This window comes from Stenotrophomonas sp. STEN240, assembly GCF_056756175.1.
In genome coordinates, this window is sequence record NZ_JBRRBO010000008.1 from 87,845 (window position 1) to 103,153 (window position 15,309).

Annotated in this window: 12 protein-coding genes and 3 tRNA genes; 1 reads left to right on the forward strand and 14 read right to left on the reverse strand. The window is 64.6% G+C overall.

Going from position 1 to position 15,309, the window contains the following annotated elements; genetic code table 11:
- Window positions 1-8: 8 nt before the first annotated feature.
- The gene (gene pnuC, locus ACVOKO_RS05665) at window positions 9-593 is read left to right on the forward strand and encodes a nicotinamide riboside transporter PnuC (protein WP_346497977.1); all 585 of its coding nucleotides are present in this window, start codon (window positions 9-11) and stop codon (window positions 591-593) included.
- 133 nt (window positions 594-726) lie between these two features.
- On the opposite strand, the gene ACVOKO_RS05670 is transcribed toward pnuC, so the two are convergent.
- The 14 genes from ACVOKO_RS05670 to pnp form a co-directional block, all read right to left on the reverse strand.
- Window positions 727-802 (reverse strand) — tRNA-Gly (locus tag ACVOKO_RS05670).
- A gap of 58 nt (window positions 803-860) precedes the next feature.
- Window positions 861-936: transfer RNA gene (locus ACVOKO_RS05675), tRNA-Gly, on the reverse strand.
- Between the two features lie 59 nt (window positions 937-995).
- A tRNA-Gly gene (locus tag ACVOKO_RS05680) sits at window positions 996-1,071 on the reverse strand.
- A 48-nt stretch (window positions 1,072-1,119) separates the two neighbouring features.
- Window positions 1,120-1,734 (reverse strand): CDP-diacylglycerol--glycerol-3-phosphate 3-phosphatidyltransferase, encoded by a 615-nt coding sequence (gene pgsA / locus ACVOKO_RS05685; protein WP_346497978.1) that lies wholly within the window; start codon window positions 1,732-1,734, stop codon window positions 1,120-1,122.
- 7 nt (window positions 1,735-1,741) lie between these two features.
- Window positions 1,742-3,589 carry an excinuclease ABC subunit UvrC gene (uvrC, locus tag ACVOKO_RS05690; RefSeq protein ID WP_346497979.1) on the reverse strand — a complete coding sequence of 616 codons (1,848 nt, stop codon included), beginning with the start codon at window positions 3,587-3,589 and terminating at the stop codon, window positions 1,742-1,744.
- Window positions 3,586-4,995: a hypothetical protein gene (locus ACVOKO_RS05695; protein WP_346497980.1), complete on the reverse strand. Its 1,410-nt coding sequence runs from the start codon at window positions 4,993-4,995 to the stop codon at window positions 3,586-3,588. The genes uvrC and ACVOKO_RS05695 overlap by 4 nt, the downstream gene beginning before the upstream one ends.
- Complete coding sequence (locus ACVOKO_RS05700) at window positions 4,992-5,483, reverse strand: low molecular weight protein-tyrosine-phosphatase (protein WP_346497981.1); 492 nt, start codon at window positions 5,481-5,483, stop codon at window positions 4,992-4,994. Before ACVOKO_RS05700 ends, ACVOKO_RS05695 begins: the two co-directional genes overlap by 4 nt.
- On the reverse strand, window positions 5,480-6,253 hold the full coding sequence (gene kdsB / locus ACVOKO_RS05705) for a 3-deoxy-manno-octulosonate cytidylyltransferase (RefSeq protein WP_346497982.1): 774 nt from the start codon (window positions 6,251-6,253) through the stop codon (window positions 5,480-5,482). Before kdsB ends, ACVOKO_RS05700 begins: the two co-directional genes overlap by 4 nt.
- A 36-nt stretch (window positions 6,254-6,289) precedes the next feature.
- A complete protein-coding gene (gene lpxK, locus ACVOKO_RS05710) occupies window positions 6,290-7,312 on the reverse strand; it encodes a tetraacyldisaccharide 4'-kinase (RefSeq protein ID WP_346497983.1) in 1,023 nt (340 codons plus the stop codon).
- A complete protein-coding gene (gene msbA, locus ACVOKO_RS05715; protein WP_346497984.1) occupies window positions 7,312-9,057 on the reverse strand; it encodes a lipid A export permease/ATP-binding protein MsbA in 1,746 nt (581 codons plus the stop codon). The genes lpxK and msbA overlap by 1 nt, the downstream gene beginning before the upstream one ends.
- The gene (locus ACVOKO_RS05720; protein ID WP_057626685.1) at window positions 9,054-9,476 is read right to left on the reverse strand and encodes an ExbD/TolR family protein; all 423 of its coding nucleotides are present in this window, start codon (window positions 9,474-9,476) and stop codon (window positions 9,054-9,056) included. The genes msbA and ACVOKO_RS05720 overlap by 4 nt, the downstream gene beginning before the upstream one ends.
- Before the next feature lie 4 nt (window positions 9,477-9,480).
- Window positions 9,481-10,143, reverse strand: a complete 663-nt coding sequence (locus ACVOKO_RS05725; protein ID WP_346497985.1) for a MotA/TolQ/ExbB proton channel family protein — start codon at window positions 10,141-10,143, stop codon at window positions 9,481-9,483.
- Window positions 10,144-10,146: 3 nt separating this feature from the next.
- Complete coding sequence (locus tag ACVOKO_RS05730; protein WP_430980720.1) at window positions 10,147-12,564, reverse strand: DNA internalization-related competence protein ComEC/Rec2; 2,418 nt, start codon at window positions 12,562-12,564, stop codon at window positions 10,147-10,149.
- A gap of 524 nt (window positions 12,565-13,088) precedes the next feature.
- A complete protein-coding gene (gene pnp, locus ACVOKO_RS05735; RefSeq protein WP_346497987.1) occupies window positions 13,089-15,197 on the reverse strand; it encodes a polyribonucleotide nucleotidyltransferase in 2,109 nt (702 codons plus the stop codon).
- Between the last annotated feature and the right edge of the window lie 112 nt (window positions 15,198-15,309).

A 15,309-nucleotide genomic window follows, 5' to 3' on the forward strand; every position in this document is an offset into this window, starting at 1 on the left:
GCAGCGCCATGCTCGAATGGTCGGCCGCGCTGTGCAGCATCCTCGGCGTCTGGCTGATGGCGCAACGGCGCATGGTCGCCTGGCCGGTCGGCCTGGTATCGGTGGCGTTGTACGCACTGGTGTTCATCGAGGCCAAGCTCTACTCGGACAGTCTGCTGCAGGCCGCCTTCGCCGGCTTCCTGCTGTATGGCTGGATCAACTGGCGCCGGCACGCCGCCGATGAAGGCAGCGTGCGTATCGTGCCCCTGTCATGCAGCAAGATGCTGCGTGACCTCGGCATCGGCCTGCTCGTTGGTATCGCTTTGGGCGCCGGCATGCACAGCTTCACCGATGCCTCGTTGCCATGGCTGGACGCGATGCTGACCGGCCTGAGCCTGGTCGCGCAGTGGTGGCAGGCACGCCGCCACACGGCCACCTGGTGGCTGTGGATCGTGGTCGACGTGGTGTACGTGGGCGCGTACCTGTTCAAGTCACTGCATGTGACTGCCGCCCTGTATGTGTTCTTCCTCGGCCTGGCCGTGATCGGGCTGCGCGCATGGAGTGCAGCGGCCAACACCTCCGCTGCGGAACCCGCGGCGCACGGCGCGCGCTGATCGCGCCTTCGCATCGCCATTGCTGCCGGCACCGGCAGCAATGGCTGCAGGCAAAAACGCTGGACAATAAAAAAGCCCCGTCAGGGGCTTTTCTTTGCCTGCAGATATCACATGGAATCTGCAGGCCATTATCTGGAGCGGGAAACGAGACTCGAACTCGCGACCTCAACCTTGGCAAGGTTGCGCTCTACCAACTGAGCTATTCCCGCGGATTGAATGTGACAGCCGCCAAGCGGACAACCAGCATTCGAAGATGTGTTGCAAGACTGGAGCGGGAAACGAGACTCGAACTCGCGACCTCAACCTTGGCAAGGTTGCGCTCTACCAACTGAGCTATTCCCGCAGGCTTGCTACATCTATTTACTCATCAGCCCACAAACCACACGGACCAATGCTTGAAACTGGAGCGGGAAACGAGACTCGAACTCGCGACCTCAACCTTGGCAAGGTTGCGCTCTACCAACTGAGCTATTCCCGCTTGGGAGGCGAAATTCTACATGCATTGGCAGCAGTGTCAACAGCCTGTTCACTTTTTAACTGCGCCGTTGCGGGCAGCTTTTTCATCTTCACGCAGGCTCGGCCAGGCCGCCCGCAGATACTGCAGTGCCGACACCAGGGTCAGCATCGCGGCGATGGCCAGCATCCAGTCGCCAATATGGAAAACCACGGCGCCCATCCAGATATCGGTGAACGGCGTATTCGGCGATACCGAGTACAGCAGGCACAGCAGCGCCACCATCTGTGCGGTGGTCTTGACCTTGCCGATCATCGCCACCCGCACCTTGGCACGCTGGCCAATTTCGGCCATCCACTCGCGCAACGCCGATACCGCGATTTCACGGCCGACGATCACCGCCGCCCAGAACGCCATCCACGGCGTCGGGTGCCCCTGCACGATCAGGAACAAGGCCACCGCCACCATCAACTTGTCCGCCACCGGGTCCAGGAACGCGCCGAACGCCGAATGCTGCTCATACCGCCGCGCCACCCAGCCATCCAGCCAGTCGGTGATTGCCGCCAGGCCAAAAATCGCCGCCGAGGCGAAATTGGTCCATGCGTAGGGCAGGTAGAACACCAGCACCAGCACCGGGATCATCATGATCCGCAGCAGCGTCAGCCAAGTGGGGATGGTCAATTTCATTACAACATTACTCCGCTGCCGGATCGGGTACCGACAGACCATGAAGGTTAGCGTAGATACGCGCGGCGAGGGCGGCATTGATGCCTTCCACGCGGGCAATTTCCGCCTCGCCGGCCGCCTTGAGCCCGGCAATTCCGCCAAAATGCTTGAGCAGACTCGCGCGTCGACGCGGGCCGATGCCCGGAATGTCTTCCAGCTTGCTGGTCATGCGCGCCTTCTGGCGACGCCCGCGGTGGCCGGTGATGGCGAAACGATGGGCTTCATCGCGCACCTGCTGAATGAACTGCAGCGCCGGTGAGGCCGCACCAGGACGCAGTTCGCGACCATCGGGCAGTACCAGCGCTTCATGCCCGGCGCGACGCTCCACGCCCTTGGCAACGCCAACCAGCATCACCCCTTCCACGCCCAGGTCGGCCAACGCCGCCTGTGCCTGCGCCAACTGTCCGGCACCACCGTCGATCAGCAGCACGTCCGGCAGCACCCCACCCTCTTCCACCGCGCGGCGGAAGCGACGGTCGATGGCCTGACGCATGGCGGCGTAATCGTCGCCCGGCTCGATGCCGCTGATGTTGTAGCGCCGGTACTGCGCGCGTACCGGGCCAGCCGCATCGAACACCACGCACGAAGCCACCGTGGCCTCGCCCATGGTGTGGCTGATATCGAAGCACTCCACGCGCTTGACCGGCTCGGCCAGCCCCAGCATCTCGCGCACCGCTTCGCTGCGCGCCTGCTGCGCGCCGGCGCTGTCCATCTCGGCAATCAAGGTGATCTGCGCGTTGCGGCTGGCCAGTTCCACATAACCCGCACGTTCGCCACGCACGTTCCACTTCAAGGCCACCTTGCGCTCGGCCGACGCGCTGAGCGCGGCCTCGATCATCTCCGCATCCGGAATCTGCCGATCCAGCAATACTTCGGCCGGCGGCTCATGCTCGACGTAGTACTGCGAGACAAACGCCGCCAACACTTCCTCGGCACTGTCTTCGCCATTGGTGCGCGGGAAGAACGCGCGCGTTCCCAGATTGCGACCGTCGCGGAACGCCAACAACATCACGCAGGCGCTGGCGCCCTGCGTTGCGCAGGCCAGCACGTCCAGATCGGCTGCGCGTCCATCCACATATTGGCGGTTCTGCATGCTGCGTAGCGAAGCCACCAGATCGCGCAGCCGCGCGGCGCGCTCGAACTCCAGCGCATCGCTGGCCTGCTGCATGGCCTGCATCAATTCGTCGGCAAGCTGGTCACTCTTGCCTTCCAGGAACAGCGCCGCACGCCGCACCGATTCGTCGTACTCGGCCTGCGCCACCAGGTCCACGCAGGGCGCGCTGCAGCGGCCGATCTGGTACTGCAGGCAGGGGCGCGAGCGGTTGCGGAATACGCTGTCCTCGCAGCTGCGCAGCTTGAACAGCTTGTGCATCAGGTTCAGCGTCTCGCGCACCGCGCCCACGCCGGGATACGGCCCGAAGTAGCGTCCAGGTATCGCACGCGGCCCACGATGCAGGGCGATGCGCGGCCATTGCTCGCGGGTCAGCAGTACCTGCGGATAGGTTTTGTCGTCACGCAGTGACACGTTGTAGCGCGGCGTCAGCGACTTGATCAGCTGGTTTTCCAGCAGCAGCGCTTCGGCCTCGTTGCGGGTGACGGTGACGTCCATCCGCGTCACCTGCGACAGCATCATCATGATGCGTCGACTCTTCGGCGAGCCATTGAAATAACTGCCAACGCGCTTGCGCAGCGCACCGGCCTTGCCCACGTACAGGAGGGTGTCGTCGGCAGCGTACATCCGGTACACCCCCGGCGCGGTGCTTAGCGCCGCGGCAAAGGCCTTGCCATCGAACTCATTGGCGACTGCGTCGGTCATCCTTCAATCGGCACTTCACTCAGTTCGCCGCTGAGTGGATCAAAACGCAAAACGGCATGCGCGTCAGCCTCTGCAATCCAGATGGCGCCGGCCGCCACCGCCAACGCCGCCGGGCCATGCAGGCGACGCGGCAGATTGACGGTAGACAGATCGCCGCCGCCCAGCCGCAAGGTACGCAGCGTGCCGTTGCCCGCATCGGCAATCCACAACAGCGGCGAGTCCGGCCCCATTGCCAGCGCCAATGGGTATTGCAGGCGCGCGCGCAGGCGCGGCCCATCGACGTTGCCCGATTCCCACGGGCCCTGCCCGACCAGGGTCTGCACAAGATCACCGCGCAGCTGCACCGAGCGGATGGCCGAACCCAGCGAGTCGCAGACGTACAGGGTCTGCTGGACCGCAACCAGGCTGCTGGGTTGCGCGAACGCTGCCAGATGGCCGCTGCCGTCGCGCACTTCCACCGCACCGGCACCCGCCCGCCAGCGCAGCTCACGGCTGCCCAGGTCGTAACTCCAGATGTGGTTGTCGCCGGCCATGGCGATGTGGATCTGGTTGTCAGCCACAGCCACTGCGGCCGGATGATTGAGCGGGCTGTCCCAGGGCTGGGCCAGCACGCCGGCGCGCGGATCGCCCGCACGGCCGTTACCGCACAAGGTATCCACCTGCCCGCTGATCAGGTTGATGCTGCGCAACGCATGGTTGCCGGTATCGGCCACATACAGGATCTCGCGCACCAGCGCCAAACCCTGCGGACGATTGAACGCCGCCTCGCCAAGCCCGCCATTGATCAGATCGGCACTGCCCAGGCCGAACTGGCGCAGCACGCGCCCGGCATGGGTGCATTCAAGAATCCGGTGATGGCCGGTGTCGGCCACGTACAGACGATCGGCAGTTGCCACCAGCCCGGCCGGGAACAGCAACGGCAGGCGCGGCTCGGCGTTGAGTTCGCGTATGCCATCGTCGTCCAGCGGCCGTGTCACGCCTTCGCACAATGTGTTCAAGGCCCGCTCCAGGTCGCCAGTCGCGCCTACCAGCCGCTCAGTCTCCTGCCCGTAGGCATCGAGCAGCACCAAGGTCGGCCAGGACTGCACCTCGAACCGGCGCCACGCATCCCATTGCGCATCCAGCACGATGGGCGCGCTGACGCCCTGCCGGCGCAACAGCTTCAAGGCATGCTGCGGCTCGCGCTCGAACTCGAATCGCGGCACCTGCACCACCAGCAACTGCACCCGGCCTGGGTTGCGTGCCTGCCAGCGTTTGACCTCGGCCAGGCGCTGCATGCACCACACCGATGCGCCGTTGACGAAGGCCAGTACCAGCGGGCGGCCACGCATATCCTGCAGGCTTACCGGTGCGGCATTGAGCCAGATAGCGGAAGTGGGCAGTTCCAATACGCGGGTTTCGTTCATGCAGGGATTATGCCGGAGTCCTCGCGCCGCGACAGGCGACGCACCGTGACCTGGGCCGCAGCATCGATCAGTGCCCAACTGTGCTCGAAATCTTTCACATCACCGTAATAGGGATCCGGGATCACCTCGCTGTGGGTGATTCCGGCCCACGGCAGCCATGGCACCGCACGCGAGGCCAGGCCCGCAGGCGCCAATGCCTGGGCGTCGCGCAGGTTGTCGCCATCGGCGCACAGAATCAGGTCGTACTCTTCGAAATCCGCAACCAGCAGCTGGCGGGCACGCTGGCCGGAAATATCCACGCCATGGCCGCGGGCGCAGGCAACGGCTCGGGGATCCGGGCTGCGCCCGGCATGCCAATGACCGGAGGTGCCCGCCGAGTCGACCTGCACCCAGCCATCCAGCCCGGCCTCGCCGAGCCGTGCGCGCAAAGCGCCCTCACCCATCGGCGAGCGGCAGATATTACCCAGGCATACCACCAGCAACTTCAAGGCGCTGCCCGCATCTGCACTTCGGCGCGCAGTAGGTCTTCCGGGGTATCAATGCCCGGCGGGAACGGCGCGGGCGACAACGCCACGGCTATCCGGTAACCGGCCTCCAGCACCCGCAACTGCTCCAGCGACTCGATCTGCTCGAGGTTGCCGGGCGGCATGGCCGCAAACGTCTGCAGGAAGCCTGCACGGTAACCATAGATGCCGATATGCCGCAGCCACTGTGCCGGCGGCAAGTTGTCGCGACTGCGGGCGAAGCCATCACGGTGCCACGGAATCGGGGCACGACTGAAGTACAACGCGTCGCCCTGGGCGTTGCGTACCAGCTTGACCACATTGGGATCGAACAAGGTGGGTGCGTCCTCCACCAGCGTCGCCAAGGTGGACATCGGTGCGCCACTATCGGCAAGGGCCGTCGCCACCGCACGGATGCCGGCAGCGGGAGCGAACGGCTCATCCCCCTGCAGGTTGACCACGATGACATCGTCCGCCCAACCCGCTTGGCGGGCGCATTCGGCCAGGCGATCGGTACCGGAGGCGTGTGCCGGGTCGGTCATCGCCACGTGTATGCCGGACAAACCCGCCACCGCCTGCGCGATGCGCGCATCGTCGGTGGCTACCCAGACTTCGCGGGCCCCGGCCGCCAGGGCGCGACGCGCCACATGCAGCACCATCGGCTCGCCGGCGATAAGCGCCAACGGCTTGCCCGGCAGGCGGGTGGAGGCATAGCGGGCCGGAATGGCCACCACAAATTCAGCAACAAGGCTCATTTCAACTCCTTCCAACAAGCAGCATGGCCGCCCCTATCAGGCGCGGGCCAACTTACCCAGACGATCCAGCAAGGCAATCCAGAACGCTGCCGGCAGCTCGGCCTGCAGCGGCACCGCGTAATGCCAGGCGGTGGCGAATGCCTGACATTTAACGGCATCCTTTTCGGTCATCAACAGCGGCAACTCGCTGCCGAACGACAGGTCCTGCGGTGTATAGCGATGATGATCGGCGAAAGCATGCGGCACCACGCCGATATCGCGGCTGCGCAACATTTGAAAGAACCGCTGCGGGTTGGCGATGCCGGCCACCGCATGCACGCGCAGCCCAGCGAAGGCCTTCAAGGGCTTGTCGGGGCCGCCATTCTGCGGCCGCGCCACCTCGATCGACAAACGCATGGCCCACTCGCCAAAGCCGCATTCGGCCAGCTGATCCGGCGCATCGCTGGCCTGGCCCAGGTTGACCACACGGAAGTCGCAATGTGCCGCTCGCGACACCGGCTCACGCAGCGGCCCGGCTGGCAGCAGCCGGCCATTGCCATAGCGACGCACCGCATCGACCACTTCGATCTCGATGTCACGCGCCAGACGGTAGTGCTGCAGGCCGTCGTCGCAGACCACCACATCGCAGCCAGCTTCCAGCAGCGCCTTCGCCGCCGCCACCCGATCCTTGTCCACCCGCACCGGCACGCCGGTCTTCCAGGCGATCAGCACCGGCTCATCGCCGCCCAGGCGCACGTCCATATCGGCGGTAACCCAACGCGCGGTATCGGCCTCATCGCGGCCATAGCCACGGCTGGCCACACCCGGCTTCCAGCCGGCTTCGCGCAGGCGGTTGACCAGTGCGATGGTCAACGGCGTTTTGCCGGTGCCACCGGCGGTGATGTTGCCAACCACGATCACCGGCACCGCCACCTGCCGGGCGCGCAGCCAGCCGCGCCGGTACAGACTGCGGCGCAGGCCGGTGAGCGCGGCGTACAGCGGTGCCAGCAAGCGTGCCGGCAATGGCACCGGCGCATCGCCATACCAGTAGGCCGGCGTTTGCGGTCCTTGCTTGGCCATCATTCCTGCCTGTCGCGGAACTGCATGCTATGCAGGTGTTCGTACACGCCACCCAACGCCAGCAACTCGGCATGGGTGCCCCGCTCAACAATGCGCCCCTGGTCCATCACCAACACCTGATCGGCATGTTCGATGGTGGACAGGCGATGGGCGATGACCAGCGTGGTGCGGTCGGGCATCAGCTTCTGCAGGGCGTCCTGCACCAGCCGCTCGGATTCGTTGTCCAGCGCGGCGGTGGCTTCGTCCAGGATGAGGATGGGCGCGTCCTTGAGCATGGCGCGGGCAATCGCCAGGCGCTGGCGCTGGCCGCCGGACAGACGACTGCCCTTGGCCCCCACCGGCGCATCCACACCCTGCGGCAGCTGCTCGACGAACTCGCTGGCATTGGCGCCATCGATGGCCTGCTGCAGCTCCGCTTCGCTGCGCTCCTGCAACTCGCCGTAGGCCACGTTCTGCGCGATGCTGCCATTGAACAAGGTCACCTGCTGACCGACCAGGGCGATCTGCCGACGAAGGTCGGCCAGCTTGTAGTCCTGCAGCGGATGACCATCAAGCAGGATCTCACCGGCCTCGATTTCATAGAAGCGCGGAATCAGCTTGATCAAGGTTGATTTGCCGCTGCCGGAACGCCCGACAATGGCGGTGACCGTGCCCGGCCGGGCAATGAAGCTGATGTCCTGCAGCGCCGGCTTGTCCTGCCCTGCGTAACGCGCGGTGACATTGCGGAACTCAAGCAGGCCCTTTGCACGCTGCAGCGGAATGCTGCCTGCGTCTACTTCATCTTCAGCATCAAGAACCGAGAACAGGCGCTGCGCCGAGGCGATGCCACGCTGGGTCATGTTCTGCACGTTGGTGAGCTGCTTCAGCGCGGGGATGATGGCCAGCATCGCCATCAACAGACCGACAAAATCACCCACGGTAAGGCGCCCGGCAGCGGCTTCGTGACCGGCAATCAGCAACAGCGCCGCCAGCCCCACCGCACCAATCAACTGCACCATGCTTGAAGAAACACTGCGCGTCGCCTCGACCTTCATCGCCAAGCGCAGATTGGTATTTGCCAGGGCGGTATAGCGATCCAGCTCGACCGGCTGTGCGCCGTAAATCTTGACTTCCTGCTGGCTGGACAGCGCCTGGTCGGCCGCCTGAAGCAGATCAGCCCCACTCTCCTGGATGCGGTGACTGATACGACGGTAGCGCTTGGCCACCTTGTTCATCACCCATGCCAACGGCGGTGCCAGCACAAAGATCGCAAGGGTTACCTGCCAGCTGTAGTAAAGCATCACCCCCAGCGAACCAAGTGCCTGCAGTGATTGCTGCAAGACCACCTTCATCGCATCAACCGCGGCCTGCGCCACCTGATCGCTATCCGAGCCCAGCCGTACCAGCATCGAAGGCACCGGCTCCGAATCAAACCGCTGGCCTGGCAACCTCAAATACTTGCCCAGTACGCGCACACGGAAATCTCGCGCGATACTGCGTGCAGCCTTGCCCATGCCTATGTCGGTCAAGTAGCCGGCCGCACCACGCAACAGGAACAGGCCAATAACGGCCAAGGGCATCCATTGATTGATGTCCTTCGGGTTCACCAGGCTATTGGTGATCGGGCTCATCAAGACCAGGAAACCACTGCCCGCAGCTGCTTCGATCAGCATGCCCAGGCCAGCCATCAACAGCAGCGGCCGATAGGGCTTGGCAAAGCCCAGCAAGCGCTTGTAGACCTGCCAGGCCGAAGTGTTATCACTCATTGCTTGGCTTCCGGCGCAGTGGCAATCGCAATCCGGCGGAACCCAAGCTGACCCAAGGCATCCTGCGCGGTGACCACCGCTTGATACGGTGTACGCGCATCGGCGCGCAGCAGCACCGTCTGCTCGCGATCAGCACCGGCCAGCTGCGCGATGATCTGCTTCAGCGATTCGATGTCGGTGCGCAGCACTTCCTGGTCATTGACGAAGTAGCGGCCATCGGCATTGACCAGCACGCTCAACGAACTCTGCGGCGCCGTCGTCTTCTGGTCGCTGGCGGTGGGCAGTTGCACCTGCAGCGTCGAGCGCGCATCGAAGGTGGTGGTCACCACGAAGAAAATGATCAGCACCAGGATCACGTCGATCAGGGGCACCAGATCGATATGCGGCTCATCCTGCGTGCGGTTGCTACCAATACGCATGGGCTCAGGCCTTTTCAGTCGCCGCCGGGCGCGGCGCTGCAGCCTTGTTGGCAGCCATCACCGCCGGCCGCCCATCGAGCGCGTCCAGCAGCGCTGCGGCCTCCTGCTCCATCTCGATCACATAGCCATCAATCAGGCCACGGAAATAGCGATGGAACATCAACGCCGGGATCGCCACCATCATGCCTGTGGCGGTACACACCAGCGCCTTGCCGATGCCGCCGGCCAGCTGGCCCACATCGCCCACGCCGTGATCGAGGATGCCCAGGAACATCTGGATCATGCCCACCACGGTACCCAGCAGGCCCAGCAAGGGACCGGCCGAGGCAATGGTGCCCAAGGCATTCAGGAAGCGCCCCATCCGATGTACCAGATGACGACCAGTGTCTTCGATACGTTCGCGGATCTGGTCACGCGGGCGATTGCGCGCCTCAAGCGCGGAAGCCAGCAACGCACCCAGCGGTGAGTTGGCACGCAGGGAGTCGATATGGCTGGCATCCAGCTTGCCGCGCGCTGCCCAGTTGCGGACCTCCTGGCCCAGCCCCGGGGGCAATACCTCGTTACGCCGCAGGCTCCAGAAACGCTCCAGAACGATGGCCAACGCCAGCACGCCCAACAGCAGCAACGGCACCATCGGCCATCCGCCGGCTTTGACCAATTCCCACACGTTTCAACCCTCCGGCGCCGTGGCCGCGTTTTTGATGTCCGATAGGATAGCAGCCGCCCGCGCCCGCTCAGCGGCATCCCACAGCCTTGAACGCCAGATTCTGCGCTCCCGTACCTGCAGCCCGCCTTCACCAAGCCACACCTGCAGCGCCCCACTATTGTCTGTAGCCAGCACTTCGGCGCCATTGCGCTGCCAACGCCTGACCACGTCCTGGCGTGGATGGCCGAAGCGGTTGCCGTGGCCGTTGGAGATCAGCGCAAGGCGCGCGCCGGTTGCGGCCACAAAAGCCGGGCTGGACGAACCGCCACTGCCGTGGTGCGCCACCAGCACCACATCCGCGCGCAGTTTTGCCGGCACCTGTTTGAGCAGACGCTGTTCGATCACCTCACCGATATCGCCAGTCAACAGGGCAGCCCCAAAGGGCCCCTGCACCCGCAACACGCAACTGGACTCGTTGCCCAGATAGGGAAACCCCTGCGTCGGATGCAGGAACTCGAAGCGTACCCCGTCCCATTGCCATACCTGCCCCGCCTCGCAGACAGACCCGGCCTGTGGCGACTGCAACGTCAACCCGGGCGGCGCCCAGAGACTGCGCGCCGGCAATACGGCCTGTACCGCCGCCACGCCGCCTGCATGGTCGTGATCGCCGTGGCTGACCACCAACGCGTCCAGCCGCTGCACGCCCAAGGCGCGCAGTGCCGGCACCACCACCCGCTCGCCCGCATCAAAGCCGTCGGCGACCGCCGGGCCGGCATCGAACAGCAGGCTGTGCTGGCCGGTACGTACCAGCACCGCCAAGCCTTGCCCAACATCCAGCGTGGTCAGTTCAAACGCACCGTCGCCGGGCCGGTCACGCCACGGCAGGCACAAAGGCAACCACAGCAGGAGCGCCAGGTATTTGCCCGGCATGCCGGCAGGCAGCAACATCCAGACCGCCGCCAACAAGGCCAGCGGCAGCGCCAACCACGCCGGCTCCGGCAACCACCACAGCGCATAACGGCCACTACCCAGCGCCTGGAACAGCGGCCAGCTCAGATCGAAACACCATGCCGATGCCCGCCAGGCAAACCCACCGGCACCATTGCATGCGGCCTCCAAGGCAGTACCCAGCAGCGCCAATGGCACCACCACCAGGCTCCACCACGGAATCGCCAGCAGGTTGGCGACCGGCCCGATCGCCGAGGCCTGGCCGAACAGCAGTACCGTCAGCGGCAGCAGGCCCAGCGTCGCCACCCGCTGCGCCGACAGAAAACTGCGCAGCCAATGCCCGCGCTCAGGCAGGCACCACAGCAGCCACGCCACACCGGCGAAGCTGAGCCAGAAGCCGGCCGTCAACACCGACAACGGCGCCAGACACAGCACAGCCAATGCAGCCAATGCCAGTGACGCGGCCACATCCACTGGCCGGCGACCAAGCCGCGCCAGCACCACCACCGCCACCATCAACACCGTCCGCACTGTCGGCAGGCCAAAGCCGGCAACGGCTGCATACAGAGTTGCGCCGATCAGCGCACCGATGGCGACCGCCTGCGGCCTGGGACAATAGCGGCCACACCAGGGCAGCAGCCGCCAGACACCGGCCACCATCCACGCTGCGCACAAAGCGACCATGCCAACATGGAAGCCGGAGATGGCGATCAGATGGGTCAGCCCTGTCGCCCGCAGCACCTGCCAATCCGCCTCACCAAGCCCGCGCGTGTCACCCAGCGCCAATGCCTGCACATAGTGCGAGGATCCGGCCGGCACCTGCGCCCTGATCCGCGCCGCCATCTGCTCGCGCCACGCGCCAAGCCCTGCTGCAGCCGACACTCTGTGCGGCGTCGGCGCCTGCCGCACGATAGCGCTGGCGGCGATGTCTTGCGCCAAGGCATGGCGTTCGGCATCAAAGCCACCGGGATTGATCAGACCACGGGGTGCGCGCACGCGCAGATCCAGCCGCCAGCGCTCGCCAGCACGCACGTGGATGCGCGCACCCGGCTCGCTTGCACCGAAGTCGTCGTACCAGGACACCTGCAATGTGCGCCCATGCAGACCCGCCGATTGAGCGATGTCTCCATCCACCCGTAGCTGGAAACGGGTACGTCGGATTTCGTGCTGGGGAAGGCTGGCCACTACGCCGACCACAGACACTTCCCTACCCTCCAAGGCCAGCGGCAGCTGCTGATCCAGGCCCCAGCCGGCGTGCAACCACGCCCAAGCCATGCCAGCCAGCAATGCACCCAGCCAGCGCCAGCGTGGGCTGGCCAGCCACAGCAAAAGGCCGAGCAAAAGGCTGGACCACCGCAAGGGGCTTGGCGGCAAGCCAGGCGCCAGGATCGCAATGCAGATGCCTGCCAGAAAACAGATGGCAACAGCCTTGCCGGCAAAAGCGATGCCTGCATGACCTGGCCCCACACCACCCCCGTCTGAGCGAGCAGCCATATCCGCCTCCATTTGCCCCATGGCCAATGCTGGCAGGCACCTGCCCCGATTCCATCGGCAGAACCGGGCGCTGGAAGATCGGGGTTGTCGGGCATCGAGCGTCGCCGGGTTGCGGCAGTGTTTGCGCCGCCCCTGCGAACGGCTGCGGGTTTGGCTTGTACGGCCTCTGCCGGGCATGGCTCGGCACTACCGGTGTCGGGGTTTGCAGGATAGGTTTTTGTAGGAGCGGCGTCAGCCGCGAAGCTGAAGGTCGATCAGGTTCCAAGGATTGCGGGCGCTTCAAGGCTGCTGGTTTCGCGGCTGACGCCGCTCCTACAAACGGCTGCGGGTTTGCTTGGACGGCCTCTGCCGAGCATGGTTGCCGGTTTGCTTGTACGGCCGCTGCCGAGCGTGGCTCGGCACTATCTTGCGCGCGTTGCCTTGCTTATGCGCTGCGCCTTGGTTGGCAGGCTCCGCCGTTTTCCAGGCAAAAGAAAAGCGGGCACAAGGCCCGCTTTTCTTCTCAGCGATACAACACGGCAGCCTTATTCGGCCGGAGTGCCCTCGCCTTCTTCGACTGCCTTCATCGACAGGCGGATACGGCCCTGCTTGTCGACTTCCAGCACCTTGACCTTGACCAGATCGCCTTCCTTCAACACGTCGCCAACCTTCTCGACGCGGTCGCTGGAGATCTGCGACACGTGGACCAGACCGTCCTTGCCCGGCAGGATGGTGACGAATGCACCGAAGTCCATGATCTTGGCGACCTTGCCTTCGTAGATGCGGCCCGGCTCGACGTCCGAGGTGATCTGCTCGATGCGGGCCTTGGCGGCCTGGGCAGCGGCGTTGTTCACCGAAGCGATGGTGATGGTGCCATCGTCCTGGATGTCGATCTGGGTGCCGGTTTCCTTGGTGATGGCCTGGATGGTCGAGCCACCCTTGCCGATCACTTCGCGGATCTTGTCCGGGTGGATCTTGATGGTCAGCAGACGCGGTGCGTAATCCGACAGCTCGGCACGCGGGGTGGTCAGGCCGTGGGCCATTTCACCCAGGATGTGCAGACGGCCAGCCTTGGCCTGCTGCAGTGCCTGCTTCATGATCTCTTCGGTGATGCCTTCGATCTTGATATCCATCTGCAGGGCGGAGATGCCCTCGGCGGTACCAGCGACCTTGAAGTCCATGTCGCCCAGGTGATCTTCGTCACCCAGGATGTCGGACAGGACGACGAAACGCTCGCCTTCCTTGACCAGACCCATGGCGATACCTGCGACCGGCGACTTGACCGGCACGCCGGCGTCCATCAGGGCCAGCGAGGAACCGCAGACCGAAGCCATCGACGAGGAGCCGTTGGATTCAGTGATTTCCGACACAACGCGAATTGTGTACGGGAAGGCTTCCAGCGACGGCATCACAGCCAGCACACCGCGCTTGGCCAGACGGCCGTGGCCGATTTCACGACGCTTCGGCGCACCGAAACGACCGCACTCACCGACCGAGTAGGGCGGGAAGTTGTAATGGAACAGGAAGTTTTCCTTGTACTCACCGGCAACAGCGTCAATGATCTGGCCGTCGCGTGCGGTGCCCAGCGTGATGGTCACGATGGCCTGGGTCTCGCCGCGGGTGAACAGGGCCGAGCCGTGGGTACGCGGCAGCACGCTGGTCTTCACCGCGATCGGGCGGACGGTGTCCAGCGCACGGCCGTCGATGCGGACCTTGGTGTCAAGCACCGAGTTGCGCATGGTGCTGTATTCCAGCTCGCCGAATTCCTTCGACACTTCAGCCGGGTTCCAGCCTTCAGCGGCAACGCGGCCAGCCAGGGCTTCAACCACGTCCTTCTTGATCGCCGAGATGGCATCGCGACGCTGCAGCTTGTCACGCACCTGGAAGGCTTCGCCGAGCTTGCCGCCGACGGCTTCCTGCAGGGCGCTGATCAGTACGTTGTTCTTGGCCGGGGCAACCCAGTCGCTCGGCTTGGTACCGGCTTCAACGGTCAGTTCGTTGATCGCGTTGATGACCTTCTGCATTTCGCGGTGACCGAAGGTCACGGCGCCCAGCATCACGTCTTCGGACAGCAGCGCGGCTTCGGATTCCACCATCAGCACGGCATTGGCGGTACCAGCGACCACCAGCTCCAGCTGCGATTCCTTCAGCTCCGACACGGTCGGGTTGAGGATGTATTCGCCATCCTTGTAACCCACCTTGGCGGCGGCGATCGGGCCCTTGAACGGGGTGCCGGCCAGCGACAGCGCAGCGGAAGCACCGATCAGCGCGGCGATGTCGCCGTCGATGTCCGGGTTCAGCGACATCACCGTGGCGATGATCTGCACTTCGTTCTTGTAGTCTTCCGGGAACAGCGGACGGATCGGGCGATCGATCAGGCGCGAAATCAGCGTCTCCTTCTCGGTCGCACGGCCTTCACGCTTGAAGAAGCCACCCGGGATACGGCCACCGGCGTAGAACTTTTCCTGGTAATCAACAGTCAGCGGGAAGAAGTCCTGCCCTTCGCGCGCGCTCTTGGCGGCGACGGCAGTGACCAGCAACACGGTGTCGTCCATCTTGACGATGACTGCGCCGCCGGCCTGGCGGGCGACTTCGCCGGTTTCAAGCGTGACGGTGTGTTTGCCGTACTGGAAGGTTTTGGTGATTTTTGCCACGGGGGATCCTTGAAATGCTTTCTTCGATTGGTCCGGTGCCAACCCATGTCGGCAACGGCTGGCCGGGCGGTTCCGGCCGGTCTACTACGATTTTGAAGCTCTTAAAACAAAG

Bases quoted from the DNA above. Each gene is read 5' to 3' on its own strand.
- pnuC (WP_346497977.1), top strand. From the start codon at position 9: ATGCTCGAATGGTCGGCCGCGCTGTGCAGCATCCTCGGCGTCTGGCTG.
- pgsA (WP_346497978.1), bottom strand. From the start codon at position 1,734: ATGAAATTGACCATCCCCACTTGGCTGACGCTGCTGCGGATCATGATG.
- uvrC (WP_346497979.1), bottom strand. From the start codon at position 3,589: ATGACCGACGCAGTCGCCAATGAGTTCGATGGCAAGGCCTTTGCCGCG.
- ACVOKO_RS05695 (WP_346497980.1), bottom strand. From the start codon at position 4,995: ATGAACGAAACCCGCGTATTGGAACTGCCCACTTCCGCTATCTGGCTC.
- kdsB (WP_346497982.1), bottom strand. From the start codon at position 6,253: ATGAGCCTTGTTGCTGAATTTGTGGTGGCCATTCCGGCCCGCTATGCC.
- lpxK (WP_346497983.1), bottom strand. From the start codon at position 7,312: ATGGCCAAGCAAGGACCGCAAACGCCGGCCTACTGGTATGGCGATGCG.
- msbA (WP_346497984.1), bottom strand. From the start codon at position 9,057: ATGAGTGATAACACTTCGGCCTGGCAGGTCTACAAGCGCTTGCTGGGC.
- ACVOKO_RS05720 (WP_057626685.1), bottom strand. From the start codon at position 9,476: ATGCGTATTGGTAGCAACCGCACGCAGGATGAGCCGCATATCGATCTG.
- ACVOKO_RS05730 (WP_430980720.1), bottom strand. From the start codon at position 12,564: ATGGCTGCTCGCTCAGACGGGGGTGGTGTGGGGCCAGGTCATGCAGGC.